The organism is Halodesulfovibrio sp. (assembly GCF_025210605.1).
Classification (GTDB): domain Bacteria; phylum Desulfobacterota; class Desulfovibrionia; order Desulfovibrionales; family Desulfovibrionaceae; genus Halodesulfovibrio.
The window spans coordinates 1-18,702 of record NZ_JAOARI010000023.1; the positions used below are offsets into that span (position 1 = coordinate 1).

10 protein-coding genes are annotated in these 18,702 nt (G+C 43.3%); 6 read left to right on the top strand and 4 right to left on the bottom strand.

All coding sequences use genetic code 11. The features are described from left to right. Window positions 1–6,118, bottom strand: a 6,118-nt coding sequence (locus tag N4A56_RS08865; RefSeq protein ID WP_295546646.1) for a calcium-binding protein, incomplete at its 3' end; no start/stop codon positions are given. Window positions 6,119–7,041: 923 nt separating this feature from the next. Here N4A56_RS08865 and uvrA point away from each other — a divergent pair. Continuing rightward, window positions 7,042–9,813: an excinuclease ABC subunit UvrA gene (gene uvrA, locus N4A56_RS08870; RefSeq protein ID WP_295546648.1), complete on the top strand. Its 2,772-nt coding sequence runs from the start codon at window positions 7,042–7,044 to the stop codon at window positions 9,811–9,813. A gap of 92 nt (window positions 9,814–9,905) precedes the next feature. After that, window positions 9,906–11,186, top strand: coding sequence for an NYN domain-containing protein (locus N4A56_RS08875; RefSeq protein ID WP_295546650.1), 1,281 nt, complete (start codon window positions 9,906–9,908; stop codon window positions 11,184–11,186). A gap of 173 nt (window positions 11,187–11,359) precedes the next feature. Here N4A56_RS08875 and msrA read toward each other — a convergent pair whose 3' ends face one another. Beyond that, entirely contained in the window at window positions 11,360–11,974 is a 615-nt protein-coding gene (gene msrA / locus N4A56_RS08880) for a peptide-methionine (S)-S-oxide reductase MsrA (RefSeq protein WP_293668663.1), read from the bottom strand. Between the two features lie 70 nt (window positions 11,975–12,044). Continuing rightward, entirely contained in the window at window positions 12,045–12,986 is a 942-nt protein-coding gene (locus N4A56_RS08885) for a phosphotransferase (RefSeq protein ID WP_295546653.1), read from the bottom strand. Between the two features lie 208 nt (window positions 12,987–13,194). On the opposite strand from N4A56_RS08885, the gene N4A56_RS08890 reads away from it, so the two are divergent. Beyond that, window positions 13,195–14,637 carry a DEAD/DEAH box helicase gene (locus N4A56_RS08890; protein ID WP_295546656.1) on the top strand — a complete coding sequence of 481 codons (1,443 nt, stop codon included), beginning with the start codon at window positions 13,195–13,197 and terminating at the stop codon, window positions 14,635–14,637. A 14-nt stretch (window positions 14,638–14,651) separates the two neighbouring features. Next, window positions 14,652–15,143, top strand: coding sequence for a YajQ family cyclic di-GMP-binding protein (locus N4A56_RS08895; RefSeq protein WP_293668658.1), 492 nt, complete (start codon window positions 14,652–14,654; stop codon window positions 15,141–15,143). Window positions 15,144–15,419: 276 nt separating this feature from the next. Here N4A56_RS08895 and N4A56_RS08900 read toward each other — a convergent pair whose 3' ends face one another. Continuing rightward, entirely contained in the window at window positions 15,420–15,794 is a 375-nt protein-coding gene (locus tag N4A56_RS08900) for a hypothetical protein (RefSeq protein ID WP_295546659.1), read from the bottom strand. Between the two features lie 176 nt (window positions 15,795–15,970). On the opposite strand from N4A56_RS08900, the gene N4A56_RS08905 reads away from it, so the two are divergent. Both N4A56_RS08905 and groES read left to right on the top strand, forming a co-directional pair. Then, complete coding sequence (locus N4A56_RS08905) at window positions 15,971–17,917, top strand: ATP-binding cassette domain-containing protein (RefSeq protein WP_295546661.1); 1,947 nt, start codon at window positions 15,971–15,973, stop codon at window positions 17,915–17,917. Window positions 17,918–18,398: 481 nt separating this feature from the next. Further along, window positions 18,399–18,683: a co-chaperone GroES gene (gene groES / locus N4A56_RS08910; RefSeq protein ID WP_293668653.1), complete on the top strand. Its 285-nt coding sequence runs from the start codon at window positions 18,399–18,401 to the stop codon at window positions 18,681–18,683. Window positions 18,684–18,702 lie beyond the last annotated feature (19 nt).

The window sequence follows — 18,702 nt, forward strand, 5'->3', positions numbered from 1 at the left end:
TGTCGTTGCCATCGCCACCTTGAATAGTGTCGTTGCCATCGCCTGCTGTTATTGTGTCTTCGCCATCTCCACCATACACTTTGTTATGGCCGGTTCCTGCGTTAATGGTGTCGTTTCCTTTACCTCCAAACAAGGTATCAGTATACCTTGAACCATTGAGTTCATCGTCTCCATCTTCACCGTATGCAACCAACTGTCCTTTAGCAGAGATTGTGTCACCACCAGTACCACCATATACAGTAGTTTTGCCGTCTCCAGTTTTGATGACATCATTGCCGCCAAGGGCATGGATAGTGAGAGGTTTTTTAATGTCTGATACATCAAAGGTGTCAGCACCTTCGGTAAGATGGTTCAAGTTAAATTGAATATCAGATACAGCAAGAGTTGTTTTGTCGTTAAAACGCAGATAGTTTAATGTGTGTTGTGGAAGTGACATTACGTTTTTGAAACGTATTGAATCACCAGTGTTATTTTTGAAGGTAATGAGTAAATCATTTCCGTCGGCGGTGAAGATAAGATCGTTAGCTACAATACCGTCTCCAAAAACAAGCTCGTCGTTATATGATTGTGCGTTTTGATAGATTGTGTCGTGCCCATCGCCAACATTAAATATGTATTTGTCGCCACCATTTTCACTGTAGATAGTGTCATTTCCACGTCCGCCAGCTACAGTGTCACGACCAGCCCCTATAGTGATGATGTCGTCGCCATCACCAGCAGTGATGGTATCATTCTCATCACCAGCAGTGATGGTGTCGTTAGCATTTGTTCCATCTATGTACTTGTAATGGCTATTTGACGAATAATATTCGAGTCTAAGATTATTATTGGAGATATTTTTAATACGAAGTGAGTCAGAAGAACTATTTCTAAACGTAATGATTTTATCTGTACCATCTTGAGCAATGATTACATCATCGCTTGTAATTCCTTTGCCAAATCTTATTACGTCATTGCGGAAGAAAGTGTTAATGTTTTCGTCAACGTTGTCATAAATTGTATCGTGTCCATCTCCAATGTTGAAGAGATAGATGTCAGTATTGCTTCCACCATAGATTACATCATCTCCTTGCCCACCAGTTATGGTGTTGTTGCCGTCTCCAGCTTTGATGATGTCTTTTCCGTCGCCGCCGTCGATAGTGTCATTGCTGCTGCCAGTGGTGATATTGTCGTCGCCTTCTTCACCATACATTTTATTGTTGCCGCAAGTAGCAGTAATGATGTCATTGCCTGTTCCACCATAAACAGTATTGCTTCCGCCTCCGGCATTGATGGTATCGTTTCCTTCGCCACCACTAATATAATCGCTGTAGTTTGCAGCATTGATAGTGTCATCGCCGTCTTCGCCATAAGCAACAATCTCACCGTAAGAACTAGTAATGGTGTCATCGCCTTTTCCGCCAAAGACTGTAGTCTTTCCTTTACCAGTTGTGATGGAGTCGTTGCCGTCTAAAGCTTTAACAGTAACCGGCATGACAAAATCTGACATGTCGATTGAATTAGTTTCTTCAGTAAGATTACCCAAATTAAATTGAATTGAAGATGTGGCGATTCCAGAACCATCTGCAAATTCGAGATAATCAATTCCACTATATCTCTGTGTCATTACGTTTTTGACTCGAATTGAATCACTAGAGCTATTTTTAAACGTAATAAGCCAGTCGTTTCCATCTACTGTGAAAATAAGGTCTTCTTTAGAGATCTCGTCACCAAAGATAATTTTATCACTAGTATATCCAGATGCAGTACTTCCTGCAATATTATCATATATAGTGTCGTGTCCGTCTCCAATGTTAAAGATGTAGGTGTCAGCATTACTTCCGCCATAAATTACATCATCGCCTTGTCCACCTGTTATAGTGTTGTTGCCATCTCCAGCTTTAATCGTGTCTTTTCCGGCACCGCCGTAAATCGTGTCAGCGTTGCTGCCTGTAGTGATACTGTCGTCACCTTTATCACCATAAATTTTGTTATCACCATACGTGGCAGTGATGGTATCATTACCTGCTCCACCATAATCGGTATCGTTTCCGCCTCCGGCATTGATGGTATCGTTTCCTTCGCCACCACTGATATAATCGCTGTAGTTTTCAGCATTGATAGTATCATCGCCGTCTTCGCCATAAGCAATAATCTCGCCGTAAGAACTAGCAATGGTGTCATTGCCACTTCCGCCGAAGACAGTTGTCTTTCCTTTACCAGTTGTGATGGAGTCGTTGCCACCTAATGCGTTAACAGTTGTTGGCTTGACGAAATTCGACATGTCGACAACATCAGTTTCTTCAGTAAGGCTACTTAAATTAAATTGAATTGAAGACGTGGAGAATCTAGAGCCGTCTGCAAATTTGAGATAATCAATTCCAGTATAGCTCTGTGTCATTACGTTTTTGACTCGAATTGAATCACTAGAGCTATTTTTAAACGTAATAAGCCAGTCGTTTCCATCTACTGTGAAAACAAGGTCATCCTTAGAGATTCCGTTGCCAAAGGTAATTTCATCACTAGCGTATCCTGACGCAGACACATTTTGATCATTGTCATAAATGGTATCGTGCCCATCTCCAATGTTGAAGGTGTAGGTGTCAGCATCACTTCCTCCATAGATGGTATCATCTCCTTGTCCACCTGTTATAGTGTTGTTGCCACTTCCAGCTTTAATAATATCGTTTCCGGCACCACCGTCTATGGTGTCAGCGTTGCTGCCTGTAGTGATATTGTCGTCACCTTTATCACCATAAATTTTGTTGTCACCATACGTGGCAGTAATGGTGTCATTACCTGCTCCACCATAAACGGTATCGTTTCCGCCTCCGGCATTGATGGTATCGTTTCCTTCGCCACCATTGATATAATCGTTGTAGTTTTTAGCGTTGATAGTGTCGTCACCATCTTCGCCATAAGCAATAATTTCACCGTAAGAACTGGTGATGGTGTCATTGCCACTTCCACCGAAGATTGTTGTCTTTCCTTTGCCTGTGGTGATGGAGTCGTTGCCGCCCAATGCATTAACGGTTGTCGGCATGACAAAATCAGACATGTCGATCGTATCAGTTTCTTCAGTAAGGTTGTTCAAATTAAATCGAATTGAAGATGTGGCGACTTCAGAACCGTCTGCAAATTTGAGATAATCAATTCCACTATAGTGCTGGGGCATTACGTTCTTAATTCGAATTGAATCATTTGAGTTGTTTTTGAACGTAATGAGCCAGTCGTTTCCATCTACAGCGAAAACAAGGTCATCCTTAAAAATACCTTCACCAAAGATAATTTCATCGCTAGAGTATCCTGACGCAGGCTTGTTTTGGGTATTGTCATAAATCGTGTCGTGTCCGTCTCCAATGTTGAAGATGTAGGTGTCAGCATTACTTCCGCCATAGATGACATCATCTCCTTTTCCACCTGTTATGGTGTTGTTGCCATCTCCAGCTTTGATCGTGTCTTTTCCGTCACCGCCGTAGATAGTGTCAGCGTTGTTGCCTGTAGTGATATTGTCGTCACCTTTATCACCATAAATTTTGTTGTCACCATACGTGGCAGTAATGGTGTCATTACCTGTTCCACCATAAACGGTATCGCTTCCGCCGCCTGCATTGATGATATCGTTTCCTTCGCCACCATTGATGTAATCGTTGCGATCTTCCGCAGTAATAGTATCGTCACCATCTTCACCATAAGCAATAATCTCGCCGTAAGAACTGGTGATGGTGTCATTGCCACTTCCACCGAATACAGTGGTTCTGTGTCTACCTGTTATAATGGAATCGTTACCGCCGAGTGCGTTAACGGTTGCGGGCGCGACAGAATCAGACATGTCAAGCGTATCAGTTTCTTCAGTAAGGCTACTTACGTTAAATTGAATTGAATACGGGTTGATTCTTGAGCCGTCTGTAAATTTGAGAGAATCAATTCCACTATAGTACTGGGTCATTACGTTCTTAATTCGAATTGAATCATTTGAGCTATTTTTAAACGTAATGAGCCAGTCGTTTCCATCTACTGTGAAAACAAGGTCATCCTTAGAAATACCTTCACCAAAGATAATTTCATCGCTAGAGTATCCTGACGCAGACTTGTTTTGGGCATTGTCGTAAATCGTGTCGTGCCCGTCTCCAATGTTGAAGATGTATGTGTCAGCATTGCTTCCGCCATAGATGACATCATCTCCTTTTCCACCTGTTATGGTGTTGTTGCCATCTCCAGCTTTGATCGTGTCGTTTCCGTCGCCACCATCTAAGGTGTCAGCACCGCTACCAGCAGTGATATTGTCGTCACCTTTATCACCATAAATTTTGTTGTCACCATACGTGGCAGTAATGGTGTCATTACCTGCTCCGCCATAAACTGTATCGTTTCCGCCGCCTGCGTTGATAGTATCGTTTCCATCGCCACCACTGATGGAATCTGCGTATCTATTACCAGTAATAGTGTCGTCACCATCTTCACCATAGGCAATAAGCTCGCCGTAAGAACTGGTGATGGTATCACTGCCGCTTCCGCCAAAGACTGTTGTCTTTTCTTTGCCTGTTGTGATGGAGTCGTTACCACCCAGCGCATTAACGGTTGTCGGCATGACAAAATCAGACATGTCGATCGTATCAGTTTCTTCAGTAAGGTTATGCAAATTAAATTGAATTGAAGATGTGGAGAACCTAGAGCCGTCTGCAAATTTGAGATAATCAATTCCACTATAGTACTGGGTCATTACGTTCTTAATTCGAATTGAATCATTTGAGCTGTTTTTGAACGTAATGACCCAGTCGTTTCCATCTACTGTGAAAACAAGGTCTTCTTTAGAGATACCGCCACCAAAGATAATTTCATCGCTAGAGTATCCTGACGCAGACTTGTTTTGGGCATTGTCATAAATCGTGTCGTGTCCGTCTCCAATGTTGAATATGTAGGTGTCAGTATTACTTCCGCCATAGATGACGTCATCTCCTTGTCCACCTGTTATGGTGTTACTTCCATCTCCAGCTTTAATGGTATCGTTTCCGGCACCGCCGTCTATGGTGTCAGCATCGCCACCAGCAGTGATGTTGTCGTTACCTTCTTCACCATAGATTTTATTACTACCACTCGCGGTAGTAATGGTGTCGGAACCAGTTCCGCCATAGACTGTGTTGTTTCCGTTTCCTGTAATGATAGTATCATTCCCAGTGCCGCCACTGATGTAATCAGAGTACATGCCAGTGATTGTGTCGTCACCATCTTCGCCATAAATTGTGTTGTTGCCATAAGTAGCAGTGATGACGTCATTGCCATTTCCACCAAAAACGGTTGTTCTGTTTTTAGGGGTTGTAATGGAGTCATCACCTTCCGAAGCATTAATCGTTGCAGGCTTGACAAAATCAGACATATCAATTGTATCAGCCTCTTCAGTATGGCTGTTTGAGCTAAACTCAATTGAAGAGGTGCTGACTCTAGAGTTATCTATGAATTTAAGATAATCAATTCCAGAATAGTTTTGGGTCATTACGTTTTTAATTCGGATTGAATCATCTGAGTTATTTTTGAATGTAATGAGCCAATCATCACCATCTATTGTGAAGACAAGGTCTTCTTTAGAAATTCCGGCACCGAAGATGATTTCGTCACTAGAATATCCTGATGCAGATACATTTTTAGTGTTTTCGTAAATGGTGTCGTGCCCGTCTCCAATGTTGAAAGTGTATGTGTCTGTATTACTTCCACCATAGATGACGTCATCCCCTTTTCCACCAGTAATGGTGTTACTGCCATCTCCAGCTTTAATGATGTCGTTTCCGTCACCACCGTCTATAGTATCAGCACCGCCACCAGCAGTGATATCATCGTTACCTGTTCCTCCATAAATATTATTATCCCTATACGTGGCAGTAATGGTGTCATTCCCTTTTCCGCCATAAACAATATCGTATCCGTCTCCTGTATTAATAGTGTCATTTCCATTGCCACCATTAATAAAGTCATTGTAACGTCCACCAGTAATGATGTCTTCGCCATCTTCACCGTGGGCTATAAGCATGCTGCTGTTAGTTCCATCTATAGTGTCATTGCCGCCTCCTCCGAAGACGACTCCAGTACCTGTTTCTATAATAATTTCGTCGTCACCAGACGTGCCGCGTTTTATGGTACTCATAAAATCTCCATTTAAAATTACATAATACTCTATAGCAATTCTTTGTTGCTGAATTGATAGAAGTTCAAACTATTTTATTGCAGAGCGATAAAGTAAACTTTCGATGCAATAAACACTGTTTATGAATTTTTTCAAATAGCATTCAAAATAAAAAAATGAAAGTTCGATACGGAAATGGAGTATTGGATGAATTATTTTATATTTTAGAAGATAGATGTAGTTAAAAAGTGTTTATGAAATATAGAATGCAAAAAATAAAATGATAAAAATAGTAAGTAACTACTTAGAAAACTCTAGATATTAATTTATTGTGTTTCTCTCCTTTTATGTGTCTATCTGTCAGTGAGTAAATACTGATAAGTGGTGGGGTTGATATAGATGAATTTGTTAAATCTAATGCGATGCTTCGCTTTTGCGTGGAGATATAGAATGCTGTATGTGTAACCTTTTTATGAATAATAATTCATAGGTGTTTTAGTTCTTGTTCTATCGGTGGGCTTTGAGAGAGCAGACTGGTGATTAATGCAAAAAACAGTGATGAAGAGGGGGAGTGAGAATAACTATGAAATTTTTGGGGTGAAGGAATTAGATTTTACAATGATGAAAATAAATAAACGAGTATGGCTGCGGTTGAATATAGCAGAAATTCGCTGTTAAAAAGGATAGAAAATGCAAATTTAATAGTGAAGAAGGATGAAATGCGCAAAGCAGATTGCAAGGCTGGCTACGTTGTTTGTCGTAAAATTTGATTGTGCGCTGCTACGTTGTGGGTGCTATATTCTGACTGTTTGGTTATTTTAAGCCAAATGTGCTTTTCCACAATTCAAGGGTTGCATAAACTGGATAACTGATTACATAGTGCTAGTGTTCATCTCTTAATGATAATCAGTTACTAATAGTATAAAGCCTTTATGAGACAGCAAATGACCAAAGATAATGTGATCCATATTGAAGGTGCCCGCCAACATAACTTGAAAGATCTTACTCTCGATATTCCGAGAGACGAACTTGTAGTTGTGTGCGGTCCATCCGGTTCCGGTAAATCCACACTTGCGTTCGACCTTGTGTATGCAGAAGGACAACGCCGCTATGTGGAATCACTTTCCGCATACGCACGTCAATTTTTGCCACAAATGGATAAGCCGGATGTGGACAAAATTGAGGGGCTTTCTCCTGCTATTTCTTTGGAGCAAACAGCGTCTACCCGAAATCCGCGCTCTACAGTGGGAACGGTAACTGAAATATATGACTTTTTACGTGTCTTTTATGCTCGCCTTGGGACAATGTACTGTCCGAAATGCAACAAACCTATTGCGGCGCGCGCTGCTGATGAAATTATTAACGAAATTTTAGAGCTTGAAGCCGGTACTAAATTTATAGTGCTGGCTCCACTTGTTGAGCATCAAAAAGGTACTCATGCCGACAGATTCAAAAAGATGAAGGCGCAGGGCTTTGTGCGTGTACGCATTAATGGGCAAATGCATACCATTGATGATGCACCTGAGCTTGAAAAGAATAAAAAGCATACAATTGATCTTGTTATTGATCGTCTTGTCATTAAAGAAGGACTGCGGGGGCGCTTGGCGGATTCCGTTGAGCTCGCACTCAAGTATGGTGAAGGGCGGTTGATTGTTTCTGTTGTAGGGGGTGAAGATAAAATCCTTTCGACAGAATCCGTCTGTCCGACCTGTAAAATCAGTTTGCCGCGTCTTTCACCTCAGCTTTTTTCATTTAACAGCCCGCAGGGAGCATGTTCCCGCTGTTCCGGTATTGGTTCCGTAGATTATTTTGAACCAAACTTACTTGCACCAAACAAAGGGCTTTCGCTTAAATCCGGCGGTTTGCTTCCATGGAAAAATCCAAAAGTAATGGAACGCTATGCGGATGACTTGAAAGCGTTGGGCAAGAAAAACGGTTTTGCGCTGGACACTCCTTTTTCAGAATTTTCCCCAAAAGCATGGAAAGCTCTTTTCCAAGGACAAGGCGATTGGCCGGGGGTAGTGGCATTGCTCGATCGCGGTATGCAGTTTGGTCATGCTTGGCGTGATGAACTCTCCCGTTACAGGCAAAGCCGCCCATGTCCTGTGTGTGACGGTGCGCGATTAAAAAAAGAATCGTTGTCTGTCCGAGTTGGCGAACATTCAATCCACGGATTTTGTTCCCTTTCTATTTGGCGTGCTCTCGAATGGTTGCAGCAGCAGAGCTTTTCTGAGTCACAAATGGTGGTTGCAGAGCCGTTGTTGAAAGAACTGACACATCGTCTCGGCTTTATGGTGAATGTCGGGCTGGATTATATTTCCCTCAGCAGGAATATGTCGACGTTGTCAGGCGGCGAAGCGCAACGCATCCGTCTTGCTTCTCAGCTCGGCTCCGGTCTTGTCGGGGTAACGTATGTTTTGGATGAGCCATCCATCGGTTTGCATCCAAAAGATAATGTCCGTCTTATTAATACACTTCGTAGCTTGCAAAAGCGCGGTAATACCGTGCTGGTTGTTGAGCATGATGAAGCTACCATGCGTGAAGCGGATACTCTAATCGAGCTTGGACCCGGTTCTGGCATGTTGGGCGGCGAGATTATGTTTAATGGTTCTGTGGACTCTATGCTTAATGGAGCAGATACACTTACTGCAAAATACCTGCGTGGCGAGATGGTTATTGACGTTCCAGAAGAGAGAAGAGTGGCGGAACGTGATTTGATCTTGCAAGGTGTTACTACAAATAACTTGCAGAATTTAAATGTGAAGTTTCCGCTTGGAACATTAACTTGCGTTACTGGACCTTCCGGTTCTGGTAAAAGCTCGTTGGTTGTAGATTCTTTGTACAAGCATATTGCGCTGTCAAAATCTATCAAGGTTGACAACCCCGGTCAGATAAAGGGCATCGCGGGCTTGGAAGAAGTTGAGCGCATTGTTTCCATCGACCAGACTCCAATTGGACGTACTCCTCGCTCCAACCCTGCGACATACACCAAAATATTCGATGAAATTCGAAATATATTTGCAATGACACCGGATGCGAAAAAGCGTGGCTATAAACCGGGGCGCTTTAGTTTTAACGTACGTGGTGGTCGTTGTGAGGCGTGTAGCGGTGATGGGCAAATTCGTGTTGAAATGCACTTCCTTCCCGATGTGTATGTGACCTGTGATGTCTGCGGCGGCAAGCGTTACAGTCATGAAACTCTTGAAGTTCGATATAAAGATAAAAACATTGCCGATGTGCTGAACATGACAGTACGTCAGGCAAAAGCGTTTTTTGAAAACCATCCTACGCTTAAACGTCGCCTGTCCGTTCTTGAGGATGTAGGGCTTGAATATATCCGCCTTGGACAGCCTGCGACAACCCTTTCCGGTGGTGAAGCTCAGCGTATCAAGATCTCCCGTGAGCTTGGCAAGCGTAATCTTCCAGGGACATTATATATATTGGATGAGCCGACAACTGGATTGCATATGCACGAAGTGGGTAAACTTATCAGAGTATTGCAAAAACTTGTTGATAAGGGAGCAACTGTTGTTGTTATTGAACATAATACTGATGTTATCATGGCAGCTGACTACGTCATTGATCTTGGTCCCGGCGGCGGAGAAAATGGCGGACGCGTAGTATCTGCGGGTACTCCAGAGGAAATTATCAACGACACCAACTCTGTCACCGGTGCATATTTAGTTGCAGAGCAAGCAGTTAGGAAGAGTTCATAGTTGCTATTTTTATGCTGGGCAGGTATCAGTATAAGAACTAGAGTTATATTTTTATAATCTGATTTGTTATTTCTATCCGTAATGAGGAAAATATGGATCGAAGAAGTTTTCGAAATCAGTATGGATTTGAGGAGGTGTATAGCGCTTTATTTGTCGATTTTGACAATATATTTACGCGCTTGGAAGAGATAGAGCCCGCAGCCGCTCATGTGTTTGCAACCAATCCGCAGCGTTGGCTTAAGTGGTTGGAAACACATGCAGTACGTATGTTGTACGGTGATGGAGTTCGTCGTCGTATTTTAATGCGTTGCTGTTATCTTAACCCGCACTGTTACCATCAATACAGACCCTTTTTTATCCGTGCAGCATTTAACGTGATTGATTGTCCGCCTCTTACTAATCAAGGTAAGACAAGTGCAGATATTCATCTTGTTATGGATGCAATGGATACTCTGAGCCACAAAACACATTTTGACGAATTTATTATACTATCCGGTGATGCGGATTTTACACCGCTTCTGATTAGATTACAGGAGCATGCGCGTCGAACTTTAGTGCTTTCCGTGGGCTATGCATCGCCCGCTTACACAGCAGCAAGTTCATGGCGTATCCGTGAAGACTGGTTTGTGCAGCAGGCGCTCGATGAAAAAGGGTTTGACGACTATCCGGTATCAACTCAGTCTTCTGAAGAGGACGAGGAAGACGACAATGCAGACGTTTTGCTCCGTGGAGCAGATGTTGTAAAAAGTATGGTTCAGGATTCATCATCTCCAGTGCCGCTCGCACAGTTGTCGCATAATCTTCAAAAAGAACTGGACGCAGGGCATGATTGGTTCGGTTACGGAAGATTCCGCGAATTTTTAGAGGCGCTTGAGCTTGATGAATTGGAGATTTCCAATGTTGTTCCGGGATATGTGTATGATCCGGGACGGCATGATGAACCGGAAGAAACAAGTGTCAGGGCAGAATTTAAAACACAGCACCCAGAACTTTTTGAATTTGCACTTAGAGTGCATCGGTTGACAGATGTTCCTTTGCTGATGCCTGCACACTACAGTCAGCTACTGCAATTTATTGTTGATGAGGTAAATGAGAACGGCTTTTTCCTCACAAATACATCGCGCAACGTGCGTGACAAATGCGTAGAAGCTGGTGTGCCGGTTGGCAGGGCGCATGTTAACTTTGTTCTTGTTGGCATCTCACGTGGTGGCTATCCGTTGTCTGAGCAAGGCGACCATGTCCTTCTTCGTGAGGTTAAAAAAGCCTTTATGCGTAATGTAAGGGACTTATGCAATCGAACACAGTTCGATTTGCGTGCTGAAGAAATCAGATTAATGTTTGAATGGATGTCCTTCAACGTAGATGAAGAATAACTCTTAGGAAGAGCCGGAGATATTATCTCCGGCTTTTTTTGTATCAAAAATGGCTGTAAGCCATTTGCCCTACAGCCTATTGAATAACCACCATTGTTCGCTAATCTAAGTTAAGATGGGGCGAAATTTTGTTGGTACTAGTTTTTTGAATGTAAGACGTACGAAAGAATGCCTTATTTAGCGTGTTGGTATTCGCTTCCCCAGACATCTTTGAGGCGGGCATCTCTGCCGCAGCGATACCTGTAGAATTTATAGCGTACAGGATTTTTAGTGTAGTAGTCCTGATGATAGTCTTCCGCAGCCCAGAATTGATTTGCTTTGAGAATTTTGGTTGCGGCACTTTGTTTGAAACGCTGTTCTACTTCTTTTTTACTGGCAATCGCCAGTTTCTCCTGTGAAGGGTTTTCATAAAAAATTGCACTGCGATATGTTGAACCGACGTCACAGAACTGTCCCTTTGTGTCAAACGGGTCTATATTATGCCAAAAAACATCTAGCAGTGTTTTATATGTAACTTTTTCAGGGTCATATTCGACTTTTATCGCTTCAAAATGTCCAGTAGTGCCTGTGCCTACTTGTTCATAAGTAGGGTTTGCTGTGGTACCGCCTGTGTAACCTACAACGGTATCCAGTACACCGGGAACTTTGTCAAAAGCAGGCTGCATACACCAGAAGCAACCTCCTGCAAAAACAGCGGTAGCTTTGGTTTCAGCACTGGCTTGTGTAGAAAAACTTAGCATAGTGCCCACCAGTAATAGTGCTAAAATTACAGTTTTGCATCGAAACATGTATGTTCTCCTTTTAGATACACCTAAAAGTGTAGCACAGGGGAAAATGAACCGAAGGATAAAAAGAGTCTTACTGTGTATATTGAAGCTTCCAGAAATGTTCTATTTCACTTCGGCTAGTAACCAATAGTTTCATGTAATCAAGTTCAAGTTCTTGCATCTCTGTGTCACCTTTGCGTAACCATTCAGAAAGCCACGCAAACCGCAATGCGATAATTGCTGGGATGAGGTGGTGTATGTTTGCTGCGAACTCACTGTTTTTTGTAATGAGTGTTTTAATAAGTTCAGGCACAAGACCGTTGATTAGCCAGTTGGGGTGCTCCATACCGACGCACCCTATGCAATTTGCAGCATCATACAGAACTATTTTGTCTCCGGTAAACTCCCAGTCTATCACTCCTGCAATATTTGTATCCTGCCAGAGAATATTAAGCGGGTGACAATCGCCATGGGCAAGTGCAAGGGGGATTGAATCCTGTTCAGCAAAAAAAATATCCAAGTGCGGCAAAATGTCTTCGAGCTGACGCGCAATATCTGGTCTGCGCTTTCGTATTGTGTCGGTTATATCTGCTACATATTCCGGTAACGCCGGAGTCGAGTTCGCAGGCGTTTTGATGCGTCTGCCTGCCTGCTGTAATGCATGAATAAATTCGCCTATGGCGCGTCCTCGTTCTTTATCCGCGCAATAGGCGGGGCGGGGGAGGGTGCTGGCTATTATGAACGGTGTCATTTGGTATGCTATAGTATCGAGCACAACAATGGACTCGCCTTCAGGTGTCCGTGCAGGGGCAAGAATATGCGGCACGCCGGATTGTTGAATTTCTGCCAGTAATGTTCCGACGGTGTTGCGCCATCCTGCTTGTTTATCTTTTAGTTTTTCAACAAGCCAGAGGTTACCCTCAGTATCTTCTGCAACGAAGCGCGCAAGGCAGCGTTCAGGGCTACCGGGGATTTCAATATCAGTGCGCTGGCGTGCAAAGGAGAGTGCAAATTTTTCAAAAAGTTTTTTCATTGAACCTGCTTAGTAATAGTAACTAATAATATTCAAGAAGAGTACCTGTTCAGATGGAATCTGTCTACAAAAACAGAGTGTAATGAAAGCGTTTTCGTAAATAAATTGATAAGATGTGTGCTGTTAAGCATTGCGCTCGAAGGGGCAGCAGGGTATTGTCAACGGGATGTACAAGGTTTTGTTATTACCGTTTTTCAAGGATTGAATTGTGAGTTTTGCGCATTTTTCCATGCATCCTTTGCTATTGGATGCCATTTCGAATTTAGGCTTTACCGAGCCAACCCCTATTCAGGATAAAGCAGTTCCACCTGCATTAGCAGGGCGCGACCTGCTTGGGCTTGCGCGAACAGGCACAGGTAAGACATTAGCCTTTGTACTTCCCATGCTTCATAGATTACTGACAAGTTCCGGTAACGGGGTGCGTGCTCTTATTGTTGCGCCTACACGCGAACTGGCAATGCAAATTTCTTCAGATATTCAACAGTTGATCCGTAAAACAGACATAACGTGCGTAACTGTTTTTGGCGGTGTCGGCTTACATACACAGCGTCAGCAATTGAAAGGTGATGTTGATATTGTCGTTGCCTGCCCGGGACGACTGCTCGATCATGTGCGTCGTGAATCCATTGATTTATCGACAGTAGATATGCTGGTTCTTGATGAAGCTGACATGATGCTCGATATGGGGTTCATTGAAGATATTCAGCAAATACTGCAACTGACTGGACAGCGAAATCAAACGTTGTTGTTTTCTGCTACAATGCCGGATGAGCTGGAGTTGATGGCAAACAATGCTATGTCTGACCCTCTTCATATTCAAGTTGACTCCATTGCGCCTGTTGAAACTGTTTCACACGCAATTTATCCCGTACCCCAGCATTTGAAAACACCTCTTTTGAAAACTATTCTACGTTCGATGGCTTTTCAGTCTTTGATCGTCTTTGTGCGGACGAGGTACGGTGCGAAACGCTTATGGCGGCAACTGGGCAACGCAGGGTTTACTGTCACCTGTTTGCAAGGAAAGTTGAGTCAGCGAAGACGGCAGGAAGCCATGTGCGGATTTCGTCGTGGTAAGTATTCTATTCTTGTTGCTACAGATATTGCCGCCCGCGGGTTGGATATTTCTTGCGTTTCTCATGTTATTAATTACGATTTCCCGCCAACGGTGGATACATATATTCATCGCATTGGCAGAACGGGTAGAGCCAGTGCTACAGGAAGTGCTTTTACTTTTGTGTCGTCGGATGATGCACCGATGATGAAAACATTGGAGCGAGCGCTCGGAGATGATATTACTTGTTGCTACGTGGAAGATTTTGATTACAGTGCAAAGCAGCGCAGCATTGCTGCAAAACCGGCAAAGTTGAAGAAACAGCCGCGTCCGCAACGTATTCGCAAAAAGGGTTCTGTACTTGGTGCAGAACAAACTACACCGAAGAATCGTCCTGCGCGTCAGACTATGCCGGGTAGCCCACAAGTAAAGGCACAGGTTGTATCTAAACCTACTGAAAAGAGTACTGGTAAGCTGGAAGTACTTAATTTACGACCAGCATCACGTACCGTGCTTAAACAGCCGCATTCTCCGCGTAAGTTGCAAAAGCTGAGAATAGAAGAAAAGAAAATCCAAGATGCTGACGAAAGTCAGCCATAGCAGGAGATATTTTTATGCCATCTTTTGACGTAGTGAACAAAGTTGATTTGCAGGAACTTGATAACGCTGTGAACAACGTAAAGAAAGAAGTTGAAACTCGTTACGATTTTCGTGGCACAACAACAGAAATCAGTCTTGATAAAGGCAACAAGCGTCTCAGCATTCTCGCAGCTGATGAGCTTAAAATGAAAGCTGTAGCAGAGATGCTCAAAACACATTGCCTGCGTCGTAAAGTAGATCCACAGATTCTTGAATTTAAAGACCCTGAGCCGACTTCTAAAGGTGCGCTTAAGCGTGAGGTTGTCTTTAAGGAAGGAATCGAAAAAGATCTCGCTAAGAAAATGGTAAAAGAAATCAAAGCGTCTAAACTTAAAGTGCAAGCGCAGATTCAGGATGACCAGTTGCGCGTGACTGGTAAAAAACTTGATGATCTTCAGTCCGTAATCGCTATGCTTCGTGAAGGCGACTACGGTATTCCGCTTCAGTTCGTTAACATGAAAAGCTAAGCTGACGTAAAAAGGTGTTGAACGATTTTGCCAAGCCTTCAACATCATAGCATATATGAAATAAGAAATCTGCTCTTCAATTGAAGAGCAGATTTTTTAGTATTGAACGGCACAAATTAAAAAAAATAATCCACTAATGTAGTGGTGCATAAGCCGCAATCCACAAAAGAAAAAGAAGCGTATCGCAGTTACAAAATTTGAAAGGGGGTCTGGGGGAAAACTTTTTAAAGTTTTCAGCCCAGCCGCCGGAGGCAACCTTTCACCTGTCCGACTGTCCTATTGCATTTGCTGTAACTGTTCGATGAACAACTCCAAGTCGTTGGGTTGCCCTTGCCGGTGGTCTTGAGGGTAGAGAAGGGCGGACATATAAAACGGTGACCCGATGCGTAGGGACGTTGCTGCACTTTGGGAAAATTTATTCAACATCTGCTGGAGTTCTGTAGCATCTTCTGACGGCATTTTTTTGGTGATAGGGAGTGCGAGTTGAGCCAGCCCTGCGAGTAATCGTGCTTTTTCTTCAAGCACTGCACGGTAGCGTTGAACACTCTGCGGGTCTTGCACGAGCTTTGCTGCAAGTATTTCTAGCTGTTCAATCTGTTTTGCCTGCTCAGTTAGTGTAGATATAAGATGCTCAATAGGTTTCACTCGCATACTATTTTTTCCTCCATTTGCCTGAATGGTATCATTGAAGAATAGTTCTTCCAAGAAGCAATAAGAGTATTTTGTCTGTTGAAAACGACCTCTTCATATTGCTTCCTTGCGAATTATCGTTCCCCCATATACAACACAGAGCTGAAATTTATGTATGTTCGGTTTGGAGATAATATATGGCACTTTTAAGTATTCAGAATGTTTCGCTTACTCTCAGTGGACCACAGCTGCTGTCTGGTGTGAGCTTGCAAATAGAAGAAGGACAACGGGTCTGCCTTCTTGGTCGTAACGGCGCTGGTAAATCTACCTTTATGAAGCTTATGTTCGGCGATATTAAGCCGGATAGCGGTGTTGTTGCGCGCCAGCAGGGATTAAAGATTGCAATGCTCTCTCAGGAAGTGCCTGAGGATATTACAGGCAACGTATATAGCGTAGTCGCTTCCGGTCTTGGAGAATTGGGCGTAGCACTTGCGGAATATCACGATGCTTCCGTGTTGCTGGATACTGGTGACGACGCTGATGCAGCATTGGCTGCGATGTCTAAAGCGCAGCAGGTTCTGGATGCAAAAGGTGGCTGGGAATTGCATCAAAAAATCCAGACAGTGATAAATCACCTTAAGCTCAATGCTGATGCAGGATTTTCATCTCTCTCCGGCGGGGTGAAGCGTCGCACCATGCTTGCGCGTGCCCTTGCTTCTGAACCGGACTTGTTGCTGCTTGACGAGCCTACCAACCACCTTGATGTGGAATCTATTACATGGCTTGAAGAATTTTTATTGCGCTACGTAAAATCCTTAGTACTGATTACTCACGATAGGATGTTTTTACGCAAAGTTGCTAACCGCATTGTTGAACTTGACCGCGGACATCTTGCAGACTGGTCTTGTGATTATGATACCTTCCTTGTTCGTAAGGAAGAGGTTCTTCACGCAGAAGATGAAGAATGGCGTCGCATGGATCAAAAGCTCAAGGAAGAAGAGATTTGGATTCGTAAAGGTATTAAAGCGCGACGGACTCGAAACATGGGACGTGTACGAGCTTTACAGGATTTGCGTAAAGAACGTGCAAAGCGTCGTGAGCGTTCCGGCAATGTGGGCATGGCTGTTCAGGTTGCTGACCGCTCCGGTAAAGTTGTGGTGAAAGCAGAACATGTAACATATACGTATCCCGATGCCACTCAGCCCGTAATCAAAGACTTCTCAACAATTGTTTCTCGTGGCGATAAAGTCGCGTTGATAGGTCCTAACGGCGTAGGTAAAACAACATTATTACGTTTGCTTCTTGGAGAACTGACTCCGCAGGTTGGAAGCATTCACCATGGTACGAAGCTCGAAATTGCGTATTTCGACCAGTTACGCAATGTGCTGGATGAAGAGAAATCTGTGCGTGATAACGTAGCGGATGGTAACGACACTGTAGAGATTGGTGGCGTTCGTAAGCATGTTGTGGGGTATCTGAAAGATTTTCTTTTTGACCCTGAACGAATGAATATGACGGTGAACACGCTTTCTGGTGGAGAGCGCAACCGCTTGCTGCTCGCTAAGTTGTTTACACAGCCGTGTAATGTTCTGGTGCTTGACGAACCGACAAACGATCTTGATGTAGAAACGCTTGAGTTGCTCGAAGCGCAGCTTGTTGAATTTTCGGGTACAGTACTCATTGTCAGCCATGACCGTGCATTCGTGAATAACGTGGTAACATCGACACTCGCGTTTGAAGGCGACGGCGTTGTTAATGAGTATGTGGGCGGCTATGACGATTGGCAGCGTCAGCGTCCGTCTCTCGAAGTAGAAAAAAATAGCGACAAAAAAGTAGCTCAAGAAAAAGCGCAAGCAAAAAAAGACGCAGAAAAGCCTAAAAAATTATCGTATAATGAACAGCGTGAGCTGGATATGCTTCGCAAGGAGCTGGATGAGATTCCAGTAACTCTTGAAAACATGGAAGAAGAGCAGGCAACCTTGGAAGCGAAACTTGCAGACCCGCAATTGTATGCCAGCAGCCCAGAAGAGTTTGAAAAAACGACAGCCCGCCTTGAAGTTTTAGCATCTGAACAAGAAACAGTGATGCTCAAGTGGGAAGAAGCTGAAGCTCGTGTCGAAGAGCTCGCTCAATTTGAAAAATAGCCATCTTTGGGTGTAGAAAGTGTGGGCATAACTGTGCGTTGCGCGATTAGTGCTTGTGAGTTTAGGTTGGGTACGCTATAGCCGTGCTCCTGTTTGGGGAATTAGAATGTATTTTTTGCTCAGTGCAGGTTGTGGGTAGCTGATGCGCTGAATCTGCATTGAAATCGGCGGGTATATGTAGAAAAAATAAAACTCGTAATGGTTTGTTTTTTCAGTATAAAGCAAAAAAGAGTAAAAAAAAATTACTTCGCCCCCTTTTCAATTATGAAAACCGATTTATACTCCCTGACAGTTTTGAATAAGTATCCATCTCGATGGAATTATTTCATCGGGTCTGATTTAAATAGTAATTGGTTGCTTTGTCTTTCCTGATATATAACGGCTTTTTTTAAACCGGAGTATGTGACAAAGCACGAGGCTGACACACTTTGCTGTAGCAGTCAGAATTTAGATAGTAACATTATGTTGGAGGTTTATACTTATGAATCTGAAGCCACTGAGCGATCGAGTTCTGGTAAAACGCCTTGAAGCTGAAGAGAAGACTGCTGGCGGTCTCTACATTCCTGACACTGCCAAAGAAAAACCTTCTCGTGGTGAGATCGTTGCTGCCGGTCCTGGTCGTGTTGAAAATGGCAACACAATCGCTATGACCGTTAAAGTTGGCGATGTTGTTCTTTTCAACAAATACGCAGGTAACGAAATTAATATCGACGGCGAAGAATTCCTCGTAATGCGCGAAGACGACGTTCTCGCAATTATCGCTTAATATTTTTTTCCTCTCTTTA

Excerpts from the sequence above, each read along its gene's own strand:
- msrA (WP_293668663.1), bottom strand. The coding sequence starts at position 11,974 with ATGTTTCGATGCAAAACTGTAATTTTAGCACTATTACTGGTGGGCACT.
- N4A56_RS08895 (WP_293668658.1), top strand. The coding sequence starts at position 14,652 with ATGCCATCTTTTGACGTAGTGAACAAAGTTGATTTGCAGGAACTTGAT.
- N4A56_RS08900 (WP_295546659.1), bottom strand. The coding sequence starts at position 15,794 with ATGCGAGTGAAACCTATTGAGCATCTTATATCTACACTAACTGAGCAG.
- N4A56_RS08885 (WP_295546653.1), bottom strand. The coding sequence starts at position 12,986 with ATGAAAAAACTTTTTGAAAAATTTGCACTCTCCTTTGCACGCCAGCGC.
- N4A56_RS08905 (WP_295546661.1), top strand. The coding sequence starts at position 15,971 with ATGGCACTTTTAAGTATTCAGAATGTTTCGCTTACTCTCAGTGGACCA.
- groES (WP_293668653.1), top strand. The coding sequence starts at position 18,399 with ATGAATCTGAAGCCACTGAGCGATCGAGTTCTGGTAAAACGCCTTGAA.
- uvrA (WP_295546648.1), top strand. The coding sequence starts at position 7,042 with ATGACCAAAGATAATGTGATCCATATTGAAGGTGCCCGCCAACATAAC.
- N4A56_RS08875 (WP_295546650.1), top strand. The coding sequence starts at position 9,906 with ATGGATCGAAGAAGTTTTCGAAATCAGTATGGATTTGAGGAGGTGTAT.